This is a genomic window from Streptomyces sp. NRRL F-5123 (genome assembly GCF_000721495.1).
In the GTDB taxonomy this organism is placed as follows: domain Bacteria; phylum Actinomycetota; class Actinomycetes; order Streptomycetales; family Streptomycetaceae; genus Actinacidiphila.
Genome location: NZ_JOHY01000088.1, coordinates 1 through 18,755, shown reverse-complemented (window position 1 = coordinate 18,755; position 18,755 = coordinate 1). Strand labels below are relative to the sequence as shown.

At 69.9% G+C, this 18,755-nt stretch carries 13 protein-coding genes; 1 reads left to right on the top strand and 12 read right to left on the bottom strand.

Going from position 1 to position 18,755, the window contains the following annotated elements; translation table 11 throughout:
• Positions 1-182: 182 nt before the first annotated feature.
• The 5 genes from IH54_RS0136955 to IH54_RS0136935 all read right to left on the bottom strand — a co-directional run bounded on the left by IH54_RS0136955 (position 183) and on the right by IH54_RS0136935 (position 9,974).
• The gene (locus IH54_RS0136955) at positions 183-1,241 is read right to left on the bottom strand and encodes a LacI family DNA-binding transcriptional regulator (protein ID WP_031525476.1); all 1,059 of its coding nucleotides are present in this window, start codon (positions 1,239-1,241) and stop codon (positions 183-185) included.
• A 332-nt stretch (positions 1,242-1,573) separates the two neighbouring features.
• Positions 1,574-3,154 (bottom strand): RICIN domain-containing protein, encoded by a 1,581-nt coding sequence (locus tag IH54_RS0136950; RefSeq protein WP_234344237.1) that lies wholly within the window; start codon positions 3,152-3,154, stop codon positions 1,574-1,576.
• A 453-nt stretch (positions 3,155-3,607) separates the two neighbouring features.
• Positions 3,608-5,404, bottom strand: a complete 1,797-nt coding sequence (locus IH54_RS0136945; protein ID WP_031525471.1) for an RICIN domain-containing protein — start codon at positions 5,402-5,404, stop codon at positions 3,608-3,610.
• Positions 5,405-5,514: 110 nt separating this feature from the next.
• A complete protein-coding gene (locus tag IH54_RS0136940; RefSeq protein WP_031525468.1) occupies positions 5,515-7,494 on the bottom strand; it encodes an alpha-L-fucosidase in 1,980 nt (659 codons plus the stop codon).
• A gap of 71 nt (positions 7,495-7,565) precedes the next feature.
• Positions 7,566-9,974, bottom strand: coding sequence for a ricin-type beta-trefoil lectin domain protein (locus IH54_RS0136935; RefSeq protein WP_031525466.1), 2,409 nt, complete (start codon positions 9,972-9,974; stop codon positions 7,566-7,568).
• A gap of 400 nt (positions 9,975-10,374) precedes the next feature.
• Here IH54_RS0136935 and IH54_RS0136930 point away from each other — a divergent pair, with 400 nt between their 5' ends.
• Positions 10,375-11,751, top strand: coding sequence for a ricin-type beta-trefoil lectin domain protein (locus tag IH54_RS0136930; RefSeq protein WP_031525464.1), 1,377 nt, complete (start codon positions 10,375-10,377; stop codon positions 11,749-11,751).
• A 210-nt stretch (positions 11,752-11,961) separates the two neighbouring features.
• Here IH54_RS0136930 and IH54_RS0136925 read toward each other — a convergent pair whose 3' ends face one another.
• The 7 genes from IH54_RS0136925 to IH54_RS45115 all read right to left on the bottom strand — a co-directional run.
• On the bottom strand, positions 11,962-12,861 hold the full coding sequence (locus tag IH54_RS0136925) for an ATP-dependent sacrificial sulfur transferase LarE (RefSeq protein WP_063762446.1): 900 nt from the start codon (positions 12,859-12,861) through the stop codon (positions 11,962-11,964).
• Positions 12,858-14,012: a nickel pincer cofactor biosynthesis protein LarC gene (gene larC / locus IH54_RS0136920; protein ID WP_031525460.1), complete on the bottom strand. Its 1,155-nt coding sequence runs from the start codon at positions 14,010-14,012 to the stop codon at positions 12,858-12,860. The genes IH54_RS0136925 and larC overlap by 4 nt, the downstream gene beginning before the upstream one ends.
• A complete protein-coding gene (gene larB / locus IH54_RS0136915) occupies positions 14,009-14,686 on the bottom strand; it encodes a nickel pincer cofactor biosynthesis protein LarB (protein ID WP_199923524.1) in 678 nt (225 codons plus the stop codon). The genes larC and larB overlap by 4 nt, the downstream gene beginning before the upstream one ends.
• 52 nt (positions 14,687-14,738) lie before the next feature.
• Positions 14,739-16,019, bottom strand: coding sequence for a nickel-dependent lactate racemase (gene larA, locus IH54_RS0136910; RefSeq protein ID WP_031525457.1), 1,281 nt, complete (start codon positions 16,017-16,019; stop codon positions 14,739-14,741).
• Positions 16,020-16,044: 25 nt separating this feature from the next.
• Positions 16,045-16,758 (bottom strand): FadR/GntR family transcriptional regulator, encoded by a 714-nt coding sequence (locus IH54_RS0136905; protein WP_031525454.1) that lies wholly within the window; start codon positions 16,756-16,758, stop codon positions 16,045-16,047.
• Between the two features lie 299 nt (positions 16,759-17,057).
• Positions 17,058-18,494 (bottom strand): arabinofuranosidase catalytic domain-containing protein, encoded by a 1,437-nt coding sequence (locus IH54_RS0136900; protein ID WP_031525451.1) that lies wholly within the window; start codon positions 18,492-18,494, stop codon positions 17,058-17,060.
• Between the two features lie 174 nt (positions 18,495-18,668).
• On the bottom strand, positions 18,669-18,755 hold an 87-nt coding region (locus IH54_RS45115), incomplete at its 5' end, for an RICIN domain-containing protein (protein WP_159011917.1).

Sequence of the window (18,755 nt, the reverse complement as noted above, 5' to 3'; positions counted from 1 at the left end):
TACTCGTGCACCGCGCTGCCCAGCTCACGACCGTCCTCGACGGCCACGACCAGAGCACGCCCGGACAGCGTCCCGAAATCGATACCGACGGTGACCGCGGCTGGATCGGTTGTCATCTTTGTCTCCAGATACGCCGGAAGTTCCGGCACCCGGCCGGAACTTCCCCATAGGGACGAGTGGGCTCAGGAAGGAGTGCTGCTGCGGCGGATTATCAGCCGGGGTTCGATCACGATGCGTTCGTCGTCCGGCATTCCGCTCGACTCGAGTCGGCTGACCAGCAGCCGGATGCTGGCCTGTCCGACCGCGGCGAAGTCCTGCCGTACGGTCGTGAGCGGCGGCGCGAAGAACTCCGCCTCCGGGATGTCGTCGAAGCCCGCGACCGCCACCTGTCCCGGCACGGACAGGCCCGCCTCACGGAAGGCCCGCAGCACGCCCAGCGCCATCTGGTCGTTGGCCACGAAGACCGCGGTCACGTCGGACGGACGACGCCGGGCGCCGTTCGCGGCCACCCGGCCCGCCAGTTCCTGCCCGGCGCGGTAGCCGGACAGCGGCGTCCAGTCGCCGACGAGCGGCGGAGGTACTTCGACGCCGGCTTCCTCCAGCGTGTCGCGCCAGCCTCGGACACGGGCCTCGGCCTCCAGCCAGTCGGACGGGCCGGCCACGTGCCAGACGGTCCGGTGCCCGGCGTTCAGCAAGTGGCTGGTGACAAGGCGGGCGCCGAGGTCCTGGTCGACGGACACTCCCGGAATCGGCAGCGAGTGGCCGCCCTCGACGGTCACGACCGGGAAGGGCAGCCGCAGTTCCGCCAGGGCCGCGACCGCGGCCCGGTGGGGGACGATCACCACGATGCCCTCCACCCCCCACTCGCTGAGGTGGTCGATCGCATCGGAGAGAGCCTTGGCGCTGTAGCGGCGCAACGTGACGGCCGAGACCATGAATCCCTCGTCCCTGGCCGCCTCCTCCAGACCGAACAGCATGCTGGCCGGGCCGAACAGGGTCGGATTGCACGCCACCACACCCAGTGTCAGGGTGCGCCGCGTCACGAGCGCCCGCGCCGAGGAGTTCCGCCGGTAACCCAGTTCCTCGATCGCCCGCAGCACGTCCGCCCGCGTCGACTCACGTACATTGGGGTGGTTGCTCAGAACCCTCGAAACCGTCTGATGCGACACCCCGACGCGCTGGGCCACGTCCGCCATCGTGGGCGCCCGGCGCCGTCCGGGACTCGACGCAGTTTGCGACATGCTTCTCCGATCCACTGGTGCGGCCATTGTTAGCGCTCACAGACATGGGCGTCAAGTACCGGGCCGGAAACTGACGGACCGGAACGCCGCAGCTCAGCATTGCGCGGCCCGCGGTGACACCGGACCGCGGCGGACGCTCCGCGCGGGTTCACGACCCGGAGGAGGGACCCGCCGACGACGGCGGACGTGCGAAACACCGTGAGCAACGGTTTTCGTGACCACCGGTCAGTGGTGTGTCCCGGGAGGCAGGGGACCCGCCCCGGTCGCCGGGGCCCGACCGGGCCGCCGCAGTGGCGCTCGGTCAGGTCCGGCGAGCGGGGCGGGGACCGCGCTCAGCGCGGGTTGAGCTTCCACAGGTGGTCGGCCGTGCCGTTGTCGTCCCACTGCAGGACCTGGGCGCCGCTGCTGGTGCTCATGTTCTGCACACCCAGCAGCAGTCCGCTGTTGCTGTTGACGATCTTGTAGTAGCCGGTTCCGTCCGGGTTCAGCCGCCAGAGGTGGTCCGCGGTGCCGCTGTCGCCCCAGATCAGCGCGGTGCCGCCGTCGGATGTGCTCATGTTGGTGATGCCCAGCACGAGTCCGCTCGCCTGGTTGCGGATCTTGTACAGGCCCGAACCGGCGGACACCAGCGTCCACTTCTGCGTGGCCGAGCTGTTGGGCGTGGCCTGGTCGACGAGAGTGCCCTGCCCCGTGGCCTCGTTCTGCGTGTCCAGGGCGAGACCGCTGTTCTTGTTGGCGATCTGGTAGGTGCCGTCCAGCGTCGTGCCACCGCTCGACGGTGTGATCACCAGGTGGTAGCCGTAGGCGCTGTTCATCGAGACGGGAACCGTGACGGTCCCGTTGTTCACGGCGTAGTCGGACTCCGACACGGTGGTGGGACCGGAGACCGCGACCGTACGCCCGGGGGACGGCGTGTACTCGACCTTGACGTGAACGGTGGAGCCGAAGGCCGACAGCGCGTTCAGACCGTTGACGGTCACCGCCGAGTCGCCGGAAGCGCCACCGGCCACCACGTCGATCTCGTTGCCGGCGCTGTTGCGCGAGGCGGCACCGTCGATGCCGGTCTGCGCCGGAGGCGTGGTGACGAGCATGGAGCCGCTCATGTCCGCGTACCACTTGTAGAGCCAGTACGCCCCGTTGGGGCTTCCGCCCTGCCCGGTGAGCAGGTCGCCCAGCGCTCCGGACTGGTTCCAGAAGGCGAGTTCGGCATCGTGGACACCCAGCCGCTCGAACTTGGCGATGTAGCCCACCAGCGCGCCGGGGACGCCCACTTCGGCGGGCGCGGCGTACTCCTCGATCGCGATCGGGCGCGGGCTGATGCCGTACTTGCTCTCCAGCGCGGTGACGGTGGCGACGTCACCGGCGATCTTCGACGAGCGGATCAGCTCGTGCCAGGCGATGATGTCCGGCACGGTGTTGGTGGCGACCGCGTTCTTCAGGAAGTTGTCCATGTCGCCGATGTTGTCCGAGAAGCTCGGACCCTGGATCGGGGTCGTGGAGTCCTTGGAGCGGATCTCACGGTACGTCCGGGTCCAGAAGTCCTCGAAGGTCCCGTTCGAGGACAGCCAGGTGTTGTCGGACTCGTTCCACGGCGCGTACGCCGCCAGGTTCGTGATGCCGGAGGCCTTGGTCTGCGCGATCTGGTCGTCCACCACGGACAGCCAGTTGCTCCAGTTGAACTGGTAGGGCCAGCCCGCGTAGTAGTCGGAGAGCCGGTTGACGACCTTCGCGCCGGCACGGGCCGCCTTCGGCGCCACGGTGAGCACGTCGCCGGTGCCCTGCTGGTGGCCGCCCTGCGGTTTCTGGACGAAGGTGTTCGGCTTGATCGCCTGCACGAGGCTGTCGGCCGGCGTGCTGGCGTTGGCGAGGCCGTAGAGGCTGCCGGTGGCGACGTGGGTGACCGGCCGCAGCACTTGGTTAGCGTTAACAACCAAGGTGGTGGAGGGAGACGCCGCCGCATGGGCGGGCGCCCCGGCGAAGGTGGCGGAGCTGAAAGCCAGCGCAGCGACCCCGAAGCCGGCAGCGACCGCCAGCCGCCGAGGAGGACGGAAGCGTGTAGGTCCACGCATGAATGAGACACCTTTCCGGAGAAGTGGGGGGAAAAGGCCGCGACCGCCGCGGGCGCCACCGGAGACCGGGCCACCCCTTCCACCGGCTGCTTGTCGACCGGCGCGGCATTGCTTTGCGCTCACAGAGCAATGGTTTGCTCAGCGCACAACGTAGGAGCGATCCACCCGACCGGTCAAGGGAGAGTGCAGGATTGCGCATGCGTTGTCCTCGCCAACGCAGGTGCGGGCGGCCCCGGAACGGCCGTCGCGCGGAAGGGCGGGTCACCCCGCTGCCTCCCGCGCGACGGCGGCACGGTTCTATCCGAGGGACCACTGCTGGTTGCTGCCGCCGTTGCAGTCCCACAGCTCGACCGGCGCCCCGTTGGCCGTGCTCGCACCGGTCACGTCCAGGCAGAGCCCTGACAGGGCGCTGGTGACGGTGCCGTTGGCGTTGACGTTCCATTGCTGGTTGTTCTGGCCGTTGCAAGTCCAGATGATGGCCTTGGTGCCCGCGGTAGTGCCCTTGCCGTTGGCGTCCAGGCACATCCGGCTGCTGCCCGAGTAGACGCTCAGCTCGTTCGACGAACTGCGGGTGAAGAGCTGGCCGGATCCGCCCGAGCAGTCCCGGATCTGCAGCTGCGTACCAGCCGTCGTCGACGCGTTCGGCACGTCCAGGCATTTGCCCGCGCCGACGGCGTGCAGTTCACCGCTGGTGCTCCCGCCCGTCGAACCCGCCGGCGTCACGTAGACGGCGAAGGCGTCGTGCGCTGCCTGGAAGGTGACCGGGACCGTGACCGACCCGGACGAGGCGCTCAGGTTCTGGTTGTACACCACCTGTGGTGCGCTGAGCGGGTACTGGTCCGGGATCCTCTCGACGGTCACGTTGACACTGCCGTTGTTCGACAGCCAGGGCACCGACGCGAGGCCGTTGAACGTGACCGAGGCGGTGCCGGTGTAGCCGTTGCTGTCACCGATCACCGCCACCGCACGCCCGGCAGTGCTGTCCTTCGACGCGGAGATCGCGGTCGAGCCGACCTGGCCGGACGTGTTGACGAGCGTCCCTGTCATGTCGGCGTAGGTGCGCAGCGCCCACCAGTTCCCGTTGGGCTGCCACGTCCCGTTGCTCTGGGTGAGGACCCCGGTCAGGTTCGGGGTCATGCAGCACGACCAGTTCCCGCGCATGGCGTTGGTGTACCCGGACTGTGCGAACCGTGCCAGGTACCAGGCGGTCACGCCGGCCGTCTGCCGGTCGGCGGGCTGGTACTCGTTCGCCGAGAGCGGCCGGGCGGCGACGCCGTTCGCCGACAGCGCGCTGTTGAGCGACTGCGAGACGGTGACGGGGTCGTCGACATCGCCTTCGTCGTGGTTGGTGATCATGTCAGGGACTGTCCCGGCCGACTTGACGTGGGCCAGCCAGGTGTTCCACTCCCCCGGGTTGCTCTGCGGGGTGAAGGCCAGGGAGGGACCGACGATCGTCGCGTTGGGGGCGACACGGCGGATCTCGCGGTAGGCGGTGTCCCACATCTGGAAGTACTGGGTGCTGTTCATCCCCCGGGTCCAGAACACCGAGATGTCCGGCTCGTTGTAGATGTCGTAGGCGAACGGCAGGCCCGTCGCCTGCAGGGCGCCCACGGTGCTGTCGATGAAGCTCGCCCAGTTCGAGCAGTTCCCGTTGTCGCACGGGTACACCTCGTTCGAGGGCTGCCCGCCGTTGTTGCCCCACAGGTCGCTCAGGATGACCTGGTACTGGGCGTGGTAGGGCGGCTGCGTGAGTCTGGCCGCCTGTGCGGTGATCGATGCGATGTCGGCCTTGGTGGCCGAGCCGTAGGTGTAGTTGTCCTTGATCCACCCGCCGGAGAACCAGCCGCCTCCGCGGAAGGCGTTGATCCCGAGCGGCTGGAGGTACTGGTCTGCCGGCTGCGTGCCGTCCTGGGTGATCCCGTACAGGAAACCCTCCCCCACTCCGGTGGAGGGTCCCCGCGAGGAACTCAGGTCCACGCTGAGTGACTCCCCTGCGGCAGCATGGCCGGCGGTCGGCATCACCAGCAGGGCGGCGAGCCCCAGCACGGCGGCCGCGGCGACGGCCAGACGGCCCGGTTGTGCTCTTCTTCTCATCTGCTTCCTCCTGCGACCGGGCACCCCGGCCCTCGGACGGGGGCGTTCGGTCCGGGGGTGTGCGCCACTCTCCGGTGACGGGCACACCCCCGGACCGAACGCCGGGACGGTCATACTCCGCTGATCGTCCACTGGTTGTTGGTGCTGCTGTTCGGTGCCCACAGCTCCGTGGTGGAGCCGGCCGTGGTGCTGCCGGCGCCGTCAAGGGCGGTGCCGGTTCCGCGGTTGACGATCTGGTAGCGGCCGTTGCCCACACTGGCGAGGGACCACTGCTGGTTGTTGCCGCCGTTCCATGTCGTCTGCCGCGCCGGGGCGCCGTTGGCCGTGTTGCCCCAGCTGTCGGCGACCATGCCGTTGGTGCGGTTGACGATGCGGTAGTAGCCGTTGCCGAGGTCCACCAGCTGCCACTGGAGGTTGCTGCTCCCGTCGTAGTTCCACTGCTTGAGGTTGGAGCCGGAGGCGACGTTGCCACCGCTGTCCAGCACGAGTCCGCTGGTGACGTTGGCGATCTTGACGTACCCGGTCCCCGTTCCGCCGCCGCCCAGCGCGGGGATCTGGCCGGAGAAGGTGAGCTTGACGGTGTAGGCCAGCGCGTCGAAGGGGGCGTTCGAGGAGGGCATGGACAGGTGCAGGCCCGAGCCGTCCTGGGTCGGCGAGGGCAGGTTGATGTAGCTGCCCGCGCTGTTGCCCAGCAGTTGGGCGCTGGTCAGGCTGCTGATGTTGAACTGGTTGGAGCTGAGCGAGGTGATGGTCATGGTGCCGCCCTGCCAGCCCAGGGACGTGGCGTACAGCACCTTGTTGTCCTGGCTGCGGGTGAAGCGGACGTCCTTGGCGACGCCGGCCTTGGGGCCGCTGAAGGACCCGCCGCCCATCGCCGTCGGGCCCTCGCCGTAGCTGGACCAGGAGCGCGTGCCGTAGACGGCCTCCCCGAAGCGGCCCAGCCAGTCCCCCATGCCGCGCAGCACCGTCTGCTGGCCGGAGGGGATGGTGCCGTCGGCCATCGGGGCGATGTTCAGCAGCATGGTGCCGCCCTTGGCGGTGCGGTCGATCAGCGCGTGCAGCAGCGCCTGCGTCGAGTAGTAGCCGATGCCCACCGTGTAGCACCAGCTGGACGAGGAGATGCTGTCGTCCGTGAGCCAGTAGGGCGTCATCAGACCCGCCGGTCCACCGCGCTCGAAGTCGAAGACCTCGCCCTTGTTGTCCAGTCCGTCCTTGTACGTCGCGGCGACGTCCTTGTTCCAGGAGACGGCCTTGTTGTAGTAGTACGCCAGGAACTGCAGCCGGTAGGACTCCTGCACCAGGCCCAGGTCGAAGTCCTGCCAGATCAGGTCGGGTTGGTAGCCGTCGATGACCTCGACCAGCTTGCTGTACCAGAGCTGGTTCTCCGCGGCGGTCCCCTGCTGGCCGTAGAGGATGCGCAGCGTCGGGTCCGACTGGGACGGCACGTGGTCGTAGTAGCCGTTGAAGTGGTAGGCGTGGTGCAGGGAGGCCATGAACTTCAGACCCTGGCCGCGGATGGCCTGGGCGTGCTGCGCGACGAGATCGAGCTTGGGACCGTGCCGAACCGAATTCCACGGGTTGGACGTGCTGTTCCACATGGAGAAGCCGTCGTGGTGCTCGGCCACGGGCCCGGCGAACCTGGCCCCCGCGGCCTTGAACAGCGCCGCCCACGCGGCCGGGTCCCAGTTGCCGCCCTGCGAGGCCAGCTTGGGGGCGAACTGCACGAAGTTGCCGGCCTTGTCACGTGCGCCGTCGATGAAGTTGTTGTACGGCCACACCGACGGGTCGCCGTAGGTGGCGATGTGGTGCTGGTTCTCGGCCGAGCCGCCGATGTACATGTTGCGCGGGTACCACTCGTTCCCGAACGCGGGAACGCTGAAGACGCCCCAGTGGTAGTAGATCCCGAACTTCGCGTCCTGGAACCAGGCCGGGGCCGGGGGGTGCTGGTCCACCGAGGACCAACTGGCGCTGTAGCTGCCGGGTCCGTCCGTCGCGGCGGCTTCGGGAGCGAACCGCAGCAGTCCGAAGGCCGTTGCCGCACCGGCCGCCGCCAGCAGGTTGCGCCGGCTGATCGGGGAAGAGGAAGACATGCCGAGCCTCTCGGGTTGGTTTTTGTCGAGGTCATCTCGCTGGTCGGGGAGCCGTTCGGCCGGGTCCCCGATCAGCCGCGTGTCCACTTCTGGTTGCCGGCCCCGGTGCACGTCCACAGCTCCAGCAGGGTGCCGTTGCCCGTTCCGTTGCCCGTGGCATCCAGGCACAGACCGGACTGCACACCGGTGATGGTGCCGTTGGCGTTGACCGTCCACTGCTGGTTGCTGCCACCGTTGCAGGCCCAGATGTCCACCTTCGTGCCGGGAGCGGTGCCCGCGCCGGACGCGTCGAGGCAGTCGCCGCCGTAGACCCGCAGCTCGTGGGAGGAGGTACTGGTCCACTGCTGGTTGCTGCCGCCGTTGCAGTCCCACAGCTCCACCTGGGTGCCGGCCGTCTGCGACTGGTTCGGCACGTCCACGCACCTGCCGGAGGCGACGCCGACGATCGTGGACGTGGTGCCGCCGTTCCCGCCACCGCTGCCGGGGGTGACGGACAGGTTGTCGAACTGGGCCGTCTCGGTCTGGGCGGTCTGGTAGCCGACCTGCCCGCCGGCGAAGGTGTAGTCGTTGACGGAGCCGACCGCCGCGCCGTCGATCACCGCGGAGACGGTCGAACCGGCAAAGGTGAGACCCAGGGTGTGCCACCGGTTGGTGCCCAGCGCCGCGACAGTGCCGTGGGCCAGGGTCGTGACGCTTCCGCTGGTGCTCGAACTCAGGATCGACCACGCGCCGGTGTCGGCCACCCGCAGGTGGTAGGCGTTCAGGCCGCCTGTGGTGGTGTAGTCCTGCGAGTTGGCGCGGCCGAGCAGGTCGGCGTACCCGGACTGCTCCAGCAGCACGTCGGAGGAGACGGTGTAGTTGCTCCAGCCCACGTCACCGAGCAGGGCGTGCGGATCGGACAGCGCGTCCCAGGTGATCGGCTTCTGCGGGCTCATCTGACGCACGCACGTCCCGCTGCGGCTGCCGCCGCAGGCGGTCGTCTCGAAGGCGCCCTGCCAGTCCATGAGGTACTTCGCCTCGGTACCGGCCGGGTAGCTGTCGAAGGAGTCGCTGTAGGGCAGCCCCAGCGAGCCCTGGGCCGGGCCGGTGGCGGTTCCCTTGCCCTGGCCGGTCGTGGTGGTCAGAGTGTAGACGCGGCCGGGCTGCACGGTGACGCTGAAGCTGCCGCCGGACGGGGTGACGTCCTCGGAGTGCACGAAGTAGTCCGCCGGGTTGCTGGAGTTGAGGTTGGTCGACCACACGTGCACGGTCCCCGCGGACAGCCCTCCGCTGACGGTGAAGTTCAGGGTCTGGGCGCTGCCGGCGTCCACCGTCTCGATGACCGTGGAGTAGTCGGAGTTGTTGGTGGACTTCAGCGACACGTAGCTGCCGTTGCTGCGGTTGCCTCCGATGTAGCCGCTCGACGAGTCGAGGTACTTCCAGCCCGGGGCGGTGAACTGGCTGGTCTGCGCCATCACCCAGGCGTTCTTGCCGATCGAGTAGGAACCGGACCACGGCTGCGAGGCCAGGGCGAGTCCCATGGTGGGGTACGGCAGGTTGGGCGTGATCGCGGCGACGACCGGCCAGTTGAGGTAGGCCGTCATCTTCCCGTCGATGTAGCCGCGGTTGATGCCGCGTGCGACCGCCTGGGCGCCGCCGTTGTAGTCGTCGGACCCGTTCTCGCTCGCCCACAGCTGCTTGCCGGACGAGAGGGCTGCCGCCGGGACGCTGCAGCTGGACTGGGACGACCGGTATCCGCAGGGGTAGTGCGTGCCGATGGCACCCACCGACGCGGCGAACGCGGAGTTGGAGTTGATGTCGTTGGCGATGGTCCAGTCGGAGTCGGCCCCGACGATCTCGACGCCCGAGTAGCCGTTGCTGTTGAGCGCGCTGCGCAGCTGCTCGTACCACGAGACGTTGTAGCCCCGCTCGTTCCAGCCGCCGAGGTAGTCGATGGTCAGCCCGTGCTGCTTGGCACAGCCCAGCCAGGAGACCAGGTAGTTGACCATGTCCGTGGACCAGAAGTTGCCGTTGCCGATCCAGCCCGGTGCACCCCAGGCCAGCCCGTACAGCTTGATGTTCGGGTTGCGTGCCTTGGCCTGCTCCATCAGCCACCACTCGTAGCCGCGGTTGCAGTTCAGGTCGGAGCGGGTGTGCTGGTGGCTCGGCTCGGCGCCCGAGGTGGAGTTGGTGTCTCCGCCGATCTCGGCCTTGAGGATCTGCAGGGACGCGCCGTAGCCGGGCTTGAACAGGTAGTCGAGGATCTGGCCTCGCTGAGGGTCGGGGTAGTCGATCAGGAGTCTGCTGTTGCCACCGCCGCCGCTGATCGCGCCGACCCCGTCGAAGGTCCGGCCGCCGGAGGCGCCGTTGATCGTGATGGAGGTCGCGGCCTGGGCGGGTGACGCGCCCGTGCCCACGATGCCGCCGCCGGCGAGGAGAAGACCCAGGAGCACGACGGTCGAGCCTCGCATTCGCCGGAACAACAGGCGGAGTGCTGACACAGTGGATTCCTTTCGCAGGGTGGGAGGTCTCCTGCGGCCGGAGCCGGAGTTCCGGCCGCAGGACCCGCTGATTGTGGTGGGTGGGGGACTCACCTGAAGCGTTAGCGCTCACAACCGTGCCGAGCTGAAAAGTGGCGTCCGGAAGTGGGATTGCCCGAATGTTTCGGGGTCAGACGGTGCTCTCAACTCCTCAGGTCTGTCAAGGGTGCGACGCCCGATCCGGCCGTTTGTGATAAGGGTTGACAGTGGGTGCGGGGTGATGCAGGCTGCCCCCGTTCCCCAAAGACATCCCATCTCCCTCCAGCAAGAGCCGTCTTCGTGCCGGGTTGAGATGTTAGCGCTCACTCTTCTACGAACCGGCGCAACTGCGGCTGCTGTCCCCCCACAGAAGGAAGCGCCCATGAGACGCAGATCTTTCCTCGTGCCCGTTCTGGCAGCGCTGGCTCTGGTCGTGGCTGCGGCCGGCACCGCGCTGAGCACCACACTCGGCACGGGTGAGTCACCCACCGCCGTCAGGGCCGCCGCGGCCACAGCAGGTTGCGGCAAGGCTCCGACACTGGCCAGCGGCACGCACACGATCCAGAGCAGCGGCCAGAACCGCAGTTACATCCTGAGGGTCCCCGCCAACTACGACAGCAACCGCCCCTACCGGCTGGTCTTCGGATTCCACTGGGTGGGCGGCACCATGAACGACGTCGACTCCGGCGGCACCGACGGCTACAACTGGTCCTACTACGGGCTCAGGCGCCTCGCCGACGCCGCGAACAACGGCACGATCTTCGTCGCCCCCCAGGGCCTCAACAACGGCTGGGCCAACACCAACGGGCAGGACGTCACCTTCGTCGACGACATGGTCGGCCAGATCGAGTCCGGCCTGTGCGTCGACTCCGCACAGCTGTTCTCGGCCGGGTTCAGCTACGGCGGAGCGATGACGTACGCGCTCGCCTGCGCACGGCCCACCGTCTTCCGCGCGGTCGCCGTGTACTCCGGCGCGAACCTCAGCGGTTGCAGCGGGGGCACCCAGCCCGTCGCGTACATGGGACTGCACGGGCTCAGGGACAACGTCCTGCCGATCGCTTCCGGGCGCTCGCTGCGGGACACGTTCGTCAGGAACAACGGCTGCACCCCGCAGAATCCGCCGGAGCCGGCCTACGGAAGCCTGACGCACATCATCACCACCTACTCCGGGTGCAAGCCCGGGTACCCGGTGGTGTGGGCGGCCTTCGACGGAGCGGGCCACGACCCCGGCCCCATCGACGGGTCGACCGGCGACGGCTGGCACACCTGGACCTCGGGAGAGGTGTGGAAGTTCTTCACGCAGTTCGACTCCTCCACCCCGCCCACCAGCCAGCCGCCCACCAGCCAGCCCCCCACCAGCCCGCCGGCGGGCAACCAGCAGATCGTGGGCCGGCAGTCCAACCGGTGCATCGACATCAGCAACTCCACGACCGCCAACGGCACGCAGGCCGAGCTGTGGGACTGCAACAGCGGTAGCAACCAGCGGTGGGCCTACACGTCGGGCAAGCAACTGGTGGTCTACGGCAACAAGTGCCTGGACGCCTCCGGCCAGGGAACGGCCAACGGCACCGCCGCGGTGATCTGGGACTGCAACGGCCAGGCGAACCAGCAGTGGAACGTCAACTCCGACGGCACGATCACCGGTGTGCAGTCGGGGCTGTGCCTGGACGCCTCCGGCCAGGGAACCGCCAACGGCACGAAGATCCAGCTGTGGAGCTGCACGGGCGGCTCGAACCAGCAGTGGAGTCTGCGGAGCTGAGCGGGGCCCGCACACCGGGCACCGTGCGGTCCCGCGGAGCACTCGACGCGAGATCTCGCGGCGGCGGTCCTGGAGCGCCTGGATCCTTCGTCCAGGTGGACTGCCGCCGCGCAGAGGGCCGTCCTCGGTTGGTGGGGCCGAGGACGGCCCTCGCCTTGCCACGGACCGGTCGGGGGCCCCGGACGCCGGGGCGTTCGCGCCGCTCCCCCGTCACCGGGGAGCAGCGTTCCCGGGGCGGGCGGAGGGGTCGGCCGCGTCCGACGGCCGCGGGGCGTCGTGAGCGGTGCCGAGCGTGTCGTTCAGCGCGCCGGAGCGGAACGCGGTCACCTCGACCGCGCTCGCGTCGAAGCCGGTGGCCGCCAGGACGTCGCACAGGCCGGGAACCGCGGCTACGGCAGGCAGGGCACCTGCCGGAACCTCGATACGTGCCCGGCTGCCGCCGAGGTCTCTCACCCGCAGGTCCGTCACCTCGACGCCCGCCGTGCGGAGCCTGGCCCGTACAGCTGCCTCCGCCTGGTCGATGCGGGCCAGCCTGGGGCCGGAGATCCGCAGTCCGTAGGCGACTCGGCTGGCCAGGCAGGGAGTGGCGGGCTTGTCCCAGGTGGGCAGGGACCAGTGACGGCTGAGCCGGCGCACCCGGGACTTCGTCAGGCCGGCGCCCAGGAGCGGGGTCAGGACGCCGCGTTCGCTTCCGGCCCGGATACCGGGCCGGAAGGGGTCGGCCGCGTCGTCGGCGTTTGTCCCGGTGGCCACGTGGCGGAAGCCCGCTTCGGCCGCGATCCTGCTGATCGAGTCCAGGACCTCCGACTTGCAGAAGTAGCAGCGGTCGGGGCCGTTGGCGCGGTAGCCGGCGCGGTCCAGCTCCCTGGTCCTGGGCGTGAGGTGGACGACACGCAGAGCCGCGGCCACGTCCGCGGCCCGCTCCAGCTCTCCTGAGGCCAGACTCTCGGAGACCGCGGTGACGGCCATGACGTGGGCGGCCCCCAGCGCCCGTACCGCGGCTGCCAGCACCAGCGCGGAGTCCGCGCCCCCGGAGAACGCGACGGCGACCGACTCCCTGCCGTCGAACTGCCGCAGCAGCTCCGCCGCATCGAATTCCACGTCGCTCATGACCCGTCCTCCTCGCGGGACGCGGCAGCCGCGGCCGACTCCGCCACTTCGCGCAGCGTGAGGCCGAGCCGGGCGGCCGCCGCCGCGGCGTCGTTGTGTTCCGCCTTGGCCCGGTACGGCCCGTGCTTGACCCGGACGGCCGCTCCCCGCACCTCGACCACCTCGGTGTGCCGCGGCAGCACGGTGCGGGAGATGTCGCTCCTGCGGATGCCCAGCGTGCCGGTCTCGGCCGCGATCACCTCCTGCACGGCGTCGGCCGACCCGGGGTGGCACAGACAGTGCAGAACGTGCGCCGGACGGCCCTTCTTCATGACCGCCGGTGTCACCCAGGCGTCCAGCGCGCCCACTTCGAGGACCCGTCGCACCACGTGCGCCAGCGTCTCGCCGGTGACGTCGTCCAGGTTGGTCTCCAGCAGTGCGACCCGCTCCCGGCCGGACGGCACGTCCTCGGCCACGGTGACGGCGCAGACGTTGGGCCGGTCGTCGAGGGTCCGGGTGCCGGCGCCGTAGCCGGTACGCCCCAGCACCGCGGGCGGCAGCGGCTCGTACCGCGCCGCCACGGCCGACAGCACGGCGGCGGCGGTGGGTGTGACGGTCTCGCCGGGGATGTCCGTGCCCGTCACGACGGCGCCCCTGAGCAGTTCCAGCGTGGCCGGGGCGGGGACGGGGATGAGGCCGTGCGCCGAACGCGTGCGCCCGACGCCGAGCGGCAGCGGGCCGCAGACGACCTGTGTGACACCGAGGTGGTGCAGCGCGGCCGCGATGCCGACGATGTCGACGACCGTGTCGTGCCCGCCGAGTTCGTGGAGGTGCACCTCGTGCGGGTCGGCGCCGTGCAGCCTGCCCTCCACGGTGGATATCGCGGTCAGGGCCGCGACGGCGAGCGCGGCGACGGGCAGCGGGCGGGCGCGGGAGACCATCTCCAGGAGCTCCCCCGCCGGGCGTTCCGTGGCAGCGTCGGTCACCTCGACCCGTACCCGCACCGCGGCCAGGCCGTGCGTGGTGACCCGCTCCGCCGACAGCTCCCACCCGGTCAGGCCGGTGGAGGCGATGGCCTCCTCGATCCGGTCCAGGGGTGCTCCGGCGTCGACGAGAGCTGCCAGCAGCATGTCCCCCGCCAGGCCGGAGAAGGGGTTGATCCAGCAGATCACGACGGGCCCTCGCACGTTCGGGCGAGGCGGTGCGCCGCCATCGCCGCACCGAATCCGGAGTCGATGTTGACCACCGTGATCCCCGCGGCGCAGGAGGCGTGCATCGCCAGGAGTGCGGTGACTCCTTCGAGTGAGGCCCCGTATCCGGTGGATGTGGGGACGGCGACGACCGGGCAGGCGACCAGGCCGCCCACCACGCTGGCCAGCGCGCCCTCCATCCCCGCCACGACGATCACGGCGTCCTGCTGCCGCAGTTGGTCCCTGACGGCCAGTACGCGGTCCAGCGCGGCCACGCCGACGTCGTGCCAGGCGGTGGTGGCCATGCCGAGCGCGGTCGAGACGGCGGCGGCCTCGGCGGCCACCGGCCGGTCGGCGGTGCCGGCGGCCACGATGCCGAGCGTGAACCGGCGGGGGGCAGCCGGACGCCAGGTCAGCAGCCGTGCCTCGGCGTCGTAGCGTCCCGCGGGCACCTCCCGCGTGACGGCTTCGGCCTCGTCGGGGCCGATACGGGTGACCAGTACGGGCCCCTCGTTGTGCCGGAGCAGCGCGGTGACGATGCCGGCGATCTGCCCGGCGGTCTTGCCGGGGCCGTAGACGACCTCGGGCACGCCCTGCCGGGCCTCACGGTCGACGTCGACCCGGGCGAAGCCCAGATCCACATAGGTGGTGTCCACGCGGTCCCTTCATGTGTCGGCTCGGTCCGGTCGGACTCCGGTCGGACTCCGGTCACGGTCCCGTCAGGTAGGGAATCGTCTGCGGGCCCTCGGGCAGCACGCACAGCCGCGCCCCCGGCCCGGCGGCTGCCAGGGCCCGGGCCACGGTGTCCGAGACGTCCTGGGTCTGCCGCAGGTGTGCGCCTGCCAGCTCGTCGTCCGTCAGGTACGACGTGGCCATCACCACGTTGCTCTCGGCCTGGATGCGGGCCTGTATCTGCACCTGCCACTGGTCGGGGACGGTCTCGCCGGCGGAGCGCGCCCCGATGGTCCTCAGCAGCTCCTGCGGCGACTCCGCCGAGGCCAGGACCTGGCGGTAGGAACCGTGGTCGGGAAATCCGTCGCGGCATTCGGCGGCGCACACGATCGTCCCTCCCGGCCGCACGACCTGGAAGGCGGCCGACATCCCCTTGACCGCCTGGTAGAGGTTCTGGTCCAGCGGGAAACCGGAGTTGGTCGTGACCACCACGTCGAACGGCTCGGCTACCGGGCGCATGGCCATGCGGGTCGCGGCAGCGGTGGCGGCGGCGTGCATGGGAAGCAGGTCCCCGCCGAACGCCGCGACGATGTCCTTGTCACGGTTCAGGATCACGTCGAGGGCGAAGGTGACGCCGGTGGCCTCCGCGATGGCGCGCACGTCGTCGTGGACCGGGTTCCCGCGGGTGACGCCCCAGGTGGCGCGGGCGCTGCCGATACGCGCGGCGTCGTGGAGGACGAGTACGGTCTCCAGCGCGGCCAGTCCGGGGGCGACGAGCTTGGGGCCGCCGGAGAAGCCGGCGAAGAAGTGCGGTTCGACGAATCCGGTGGTGATCCGGACGTCGGCCTCGGCCCATTCGGTGTTGAGCCACACCGGTACCTCGTCACCGTGGGTGCCCATCCACGTCAGTGCGCTCCGGTCGCGTGCGTCGTGGTTGACGACGCGCACCCGGTCGACGACGTCGTCGCCCAGCATCCGCCTCAGTTCGGCGTCGGTGTTGCCGCGGTGGGTCCCGGTGGCGACCAGGATCACCACGTCGTCGAGGCGTACGATCCCCTCCATTTCCGCCAGGACGGCGGGGATCATCAGATGCCGCGGCTGCGGGCGGGTGCCGTCGCACATCGAGATCGCCACCGTCTGCCCGGGGCGGATCCGCTCCCGCAGCGGAGGCCCGGCGACCGGGTGCCGCAGCGCCGCGACCAGTGCCGCGGCCTGGTCGGGGGCGGCCTCGTGGTGCACCGGCTCGACCACGGTGGTCACGGCGGGGTCGACGTCGATGTCCAGCCCGCTCTCGCCGTAGGCCAGGCGTATCCTCACCGTTCTCGTCCCTCCGGTCCGGCTGTCATCGGTGGCTGCCCGCACCGCTCTGCGGGCCCTCCTGGTCGAGGTGCTCGCGCAGCCACTGCTCGGTCGTACTCACATGGATCAGCGCGGCGGCCTCGGCCAGGGCGCGGTCCCGTGCGGCCAGGGCGCCGTAGATCGCCCGGTGCTCCGCGACGGTCCGGTCTCCGGCCCTGTCGTCGACCAGTCCGCGCCACACCCGGGCACGTACCGTGCGGCCGGAGATGCCCTCCAGCAGGGTGGCCAGCGTGCTGTTCCCCGCGGAGGCGACCACGGCGCGGTGGAAGGCGGCGTCGTGCTCGTTCAGCAGCTCGACGTCGTCCCCGGCGCGCGTCATCGCGTCCAGGTGGTATTTGATCCCGGCCAGGTTCTCCTCGGTGATCCGGTCGGCAGCCAGACCGGTGGCGATCGGCTCGAAGAGTCTGCGGACCTCCATCAGCTCCAGCAGCTTGTCGCCGCGCAGCAGTTCCACCGCGGCCCCGAGGCCTTCCAGCAGCAGCGCGGGCTCCAGGCTGGTCACATAGGTGCCGTCCCCCCGCCGGATCTCCAGGACCCGTGCGACGACGAGGGCTTTGACCGCCTCGCGCATCAGGTTGCGGGAGAGCCCGAGATCGGAGGCCAGCTGCTGTTCCGGAGGCAGTTTCGCCCCGGGAAGAAGCTCTCCGGAGTGGATGAGTTCCCTGATCCGGGCGATGGCCTTGTCGGTCAATGACATCGAATGGTCCCCACTCCCCTGCAGGCGCCGCATGAGCGTAGCAGGGTCATCCGATGTCTCACAGGCACGGGCGGGATGTTTCCCGGCGTCGCGGCCTGCCGCTCCCGCTCACGGCAGGTACAACACGGGGCCCCAGCAGGACATTCGCCGCCGTCCGGGAAACAGGCCGCCGGTGCGACCCGGGCAGATCCATCCCATGTCGCCCCGCAAGGCCGTGGTGCCGTCCCCGTGTCGGGGACGGCACCACGGGTGCGATCAGCGCCGCCCGCGAAGTGCGGGGCCGATCGGCGGGCGCCGGCTCAGCGGTAGCCGGCGGCGGTGATGTTCGCCTGCACCGCCGCGTCGGTCGCATCGGACGGGTAGCCGGCCACGACGGCTCCTTCGTAGAAGGTCCCCGCGCTGAGATTGGCTCCGCCGCCCGGCTTGCAGCAGTCGCCGCCACTGCCCAGGACGATGGCCCCCTGCTTCTTCATGGGGCTGTAGCCGCCCGGCAGGCTGCCGTCGTAGAGAGTGGTGAGAGAACCGGACTGGGCGTCGGCACCCTTCAGCGCGAACCGCGAACTCCCGTTGTTCTTCAGCATCGCTGTGACGAACTTGCTGGTGAAGGCACGCTGGTTGGGGTTCCAGGACTGGCTTCCCCCCGGGTACAGGCCCCATTCGAGGTCCGCCTGCACCCACGGGCCACTGCCCGAGCAGCCGCCGAACCAGCATTCGGTGCCGAAGTTGATCGCGTCCATGGCTCCGGCGGCGTCCGCCTTGCGGGTCGTCTCACTGTTGCCGTAGTCGAAGCAGCAGCCGTTGTTGACGTGGGTTCCGCTGGTCACCATGTACGCGCCCTCCGGCGCGCTCCCGGTCGGAACACCGGTGAGGTGGCCGTCCCGCCAGTAGCTGTTCCCCGGGTTGATGTAGAGCGAGTACGCCTTGTTCCCTCCGGCCGTCAGCGCCTCGGAGGTCGCCTTCGCGGGACTGCTCTGACTCGATCCCGGAACCTGGGCCGAACCCTGGTACCACAGGTCGTTGCCCCGGCCGGACTGGTCGTAGACGACCGTGATCACGCAGGAGGTGTTCGCGCAGAACGAGTCCTGCGCGGCCGCGTCGGCGTAGCCGCCCTTGGCCAGCACGCCGATGTCCCTGGTCGCGTTGTCCGACGAGCGCCTCACCTGGTACAGGCTGCCGCTGTACGAGCCGTAGAGCGCACGTACGGTGCTGTGCGCGGCGACGCACGGCGTGCCGCCGGAACCGTAGATGTCGCACGGTCCTGAACCGGTCGGGGGCGGGGGCGTGGAGGTGGAGGTGGTCCACTTCTGGTTGCTCTGGCCGTTGCAGGTCCACAGGATGACCGCGGTGCCGTTGGCCGTTGCCGCGCCGTTCACGTCCAGGCACAGGCCCGACTGCACCCCGGTGATCGATCCGTCGGAATTCTGCCGCCACTGCTGGTTGGCCTGTCCGTTGCACGACCAGATGATCACCTGGGTTCCGGGGGTGGTGCCCTGGCCGTTGGCATCCGCACAGCGCGTGCCGTTCAGCGTCCGCAGCTCCCCGGCGGAGGTGAATTCGAAGGCCTGCCCGCTCTGGCCGCCGCAGTCCCAGATGTCCAGCGGCGTGCCCAGGGTGTCTACGTTGCCCTTCACGTCAAGACACCGGCCCGACGACGCGCTCACCACGGGCGCCGTGGCGGCTGACGCGGGCACCGACATGCTGACGGCCGCGGCGAGCAGAGCGGCCAGGAGCGCCAGCACGGATGACACGACGACGGCCGGCCGGGCCCGTCTACGCGTTCCGCGGCCTGGCGAGGCGTGTGGATGCTGCATCGGTTCCACTCCTTGGGGTGGGGGGAAGGCGCGGCCGGTACGGCCGTGCGGGTAAAGACGTGCCCCTGCCGGAGGACCGGCAGGGGCGTGCGGCTGGTGTCAGCCGAGGGTCCATTGCTGGTTGCTGCCGCCGTTGCAGGTCCACAGTTCGGCGAGTGCGCCGTTGGCGGTGGAGGCTCCGGTGAC

Bases quoted from the DNA above. Each gene is read 5' to 3' on its own strand.
- IH54_RS0136955 (WP_031525476.1), bottom strand. From the start codon at position 1,241: ATGTCGCAAACTGCGTCGAGTCCCGGACGGCGCCGGGCGCCCACGATG.
- IH54_RS0136945 (WP_031525471.1), bottom strand. From the start codon at position 5,404: ATGAGAAGAAGAGCACAACCGGGCCGTCTGGCCGTCGCCGCGGCCGCC.
- IH54_RS0136940 (WP_031525468.1), bottom strand. From the start codon at position 7,494: ATGTCTTCCTCTTCCCCGATCAGCCGGCGCAACCTGCTGGCGGCGGCC.
- IH54_RS0136930 (WP_031525464.1), top strand. From the start codon at position 10,375: ATGAGACGCAGATCTTTCCTCGTGCCCGTTCTGGCAGCGCTGGCTCTG.
- IH54_RS0136925 (WP_063762446.1), bottom strand. From the start codon at position 12,861: ATGAGCGACGTGGAATTCGATGCGGCGGAGCTGCTGCGGCAGTTCGAC.
- IH54_RS0136905 (WP_031525454.1), bottom strand. From the start codon at position 16,758: ATGTCATTGACCGACAAGGCCATCGCCCGGATCAGGGAACTCATCCAC.